Raw genomic sequence first — 1,709 nt, forward strand, 5'->3', positions numbered from 1 at the left:
TGGAAGCTGTGTCAGACGCTTACGAGGGCGACGTGCAGATGATCGACTCCTCTTCGATCCGGGTCCACCAGCACGGTGCCAACGGCAGTAAAAAGATCCCATGGGCGCGGGCTGCGCTGGTTGAGGCATGATTACCTTCCCGCATTGTCGTGAAGGAGGTTGCCGTGTCTATTTCGTCTGATGCCGCCGTCAGCACGCAGCTCAATGCGATCTTCGTGTCGCTAGAGCTTAGCCGTTCCACCTGGTTGGTGACCTCGCTGTCCCCAGGCCGGGGTGAGCGCCTTTCTCGACATCAGGTCAAAGGCGGCGACGTACCGTCGCTCCTGAACCGGTTTGCACAACTGCAGGCGAGGGCCGAGGAGCGGACAGGCGAGGAGTATCCACTGGTCGTTATCCAGGAGGCGGGCCTGGACGGCTTCTGGATACACCGCTGCCTCACGCGCGAGGGTATCGAGAGCCATGTCGTTGATGCCGCCTCGATCGCGGCCTCTTGGCGTAGTCGCCGTGCGAAGACGGACAAGCTCGACGGCGAGGCGCTGGTCCGCACACTGCTTGCATACAAGCGAGGAGAGCCGCGCGTCTGTGCGATGGTGGCTGTGCCGAGCGTCGAAGACGAAGATCGCCGCCGCATCTGCCGCGAGCGGCGTTCATTGGTTGTCGAACGCATCCGGCATATCAATCGTGTTAAAGGCCTTCTCTTTGCACAAGGCGTTGGCGACTATGAGCCCCTGCGTGCGAACCGGCGGTCGCGCCTAGAGGAGCTGACTACGGGCGACGGCCGACCGCTGCCCAGCCACATCAAGCGGGAGATCGAGCGCGAGTTGGATCGGCTCGAGCTGGTCATGCGGCAGATCAAGGAGGTCGAGCGCGAGAGAGACGCGATGCTCGAGGCAGCGACACAGGACACGGCCGAGCCGGCAAGCGCCCGTCTGCTCCAGCTGCGCGGCATCGGCCCCGAGTTCGCTGCCGTCCTCCATGCCGAGGCATTCTTCCGGAGCTTCAGCAACCGGCGACAGGTTGCTTGCTATGCAGGACTGGCGCCATCACCTTGGCAAAGTGGCGCGATGGACCGCGAACAAGGCGTGTCCAAGGCCGGCAACAAGAGGCTGCGCACGATGATGATCCAGGTGGCCTGGCTATGGCTGCGGCATCAGCCAACATCGGAACTAACCCGGTGGTTCGAAGAGCGAGTACAAACAAACGGAGGGCGAGTCCGCCGCGTGATGATCGTCGCGCTTGCCCGCAAGTTGCTGATTTCGCTGTGGCAGTTTAGTTCGGCGGGCGTTGTGCCAAAGGGCGCCCTACTCAAGCCCGCCTAATCCCAGGACACGCAGAACAGTTTCCGCAGGGAGCAACCCTGCCGGATCCAGGTAGACGGACCGTCGGTCCCCATTGGCTTAGGCCGCCGACAAAAAGGTTGGTCCCGTCTCTCTAAGCCGACCCCGACGCAAGCGGGATTGTGGTGCCGCCGCGCACGAGCGGCGACCGGATGTGAGGTTAGAGCGGACCGGTTGACGGGACGCTTGTTGCAGCAGGCTCAGACCATGGATCCGATAACCGGGAGACTACACATGCTGTAGGCACACAGGCGCTTGACTAGAATATCCCCATGTGAGGGGGACCCGGTTGCATGGGTCGCTCGCGCGGCGGCCTGACCACCAAGATCCACGCGCTGGTGGATGCCAACGGCATGCCGATCGCCCTCAAGC

At 62.9% G+C, this 1,709-nt stretch carries 1 protein-coding gene and 1 pseudogene; both read left to right on the forward strand.

What is annotated here, in order from left to right; translation table 11 throughout:
- The first annotated feature begins 164 nt into the window (after positions 1 to 164).
- Positions 165 to 1,319, forward strand: a complete 1,155-nt coding sequence (locus tag HNO88_RS21880) for an IS110 family RNA-guided transposase (RefSeq protein WP_184250941.1) — start codon at positions 165 to 167, stop codon at positions 1,317 to 1,319.
- A gap of 296 nt (positions 1,320 to 1,615) precedes the next feature.
- Positions 1,616 to 1,709, forward strand: a pseudogene (locus HNO88_RS21885) (IS5-like element ISRhru5 family transposase); the annotation flags it as partial.

Source organism: Novosphingobium chloroacetimidivorans, assembly GCF_014204535.1.
GTDB lineage: Bacteria > Pseudomonadota > Alphaproteobacteria > Sphingomonadales > Sphingomonadaceae > Novosphingobium > Novosphingobium chloroacetimidivorans.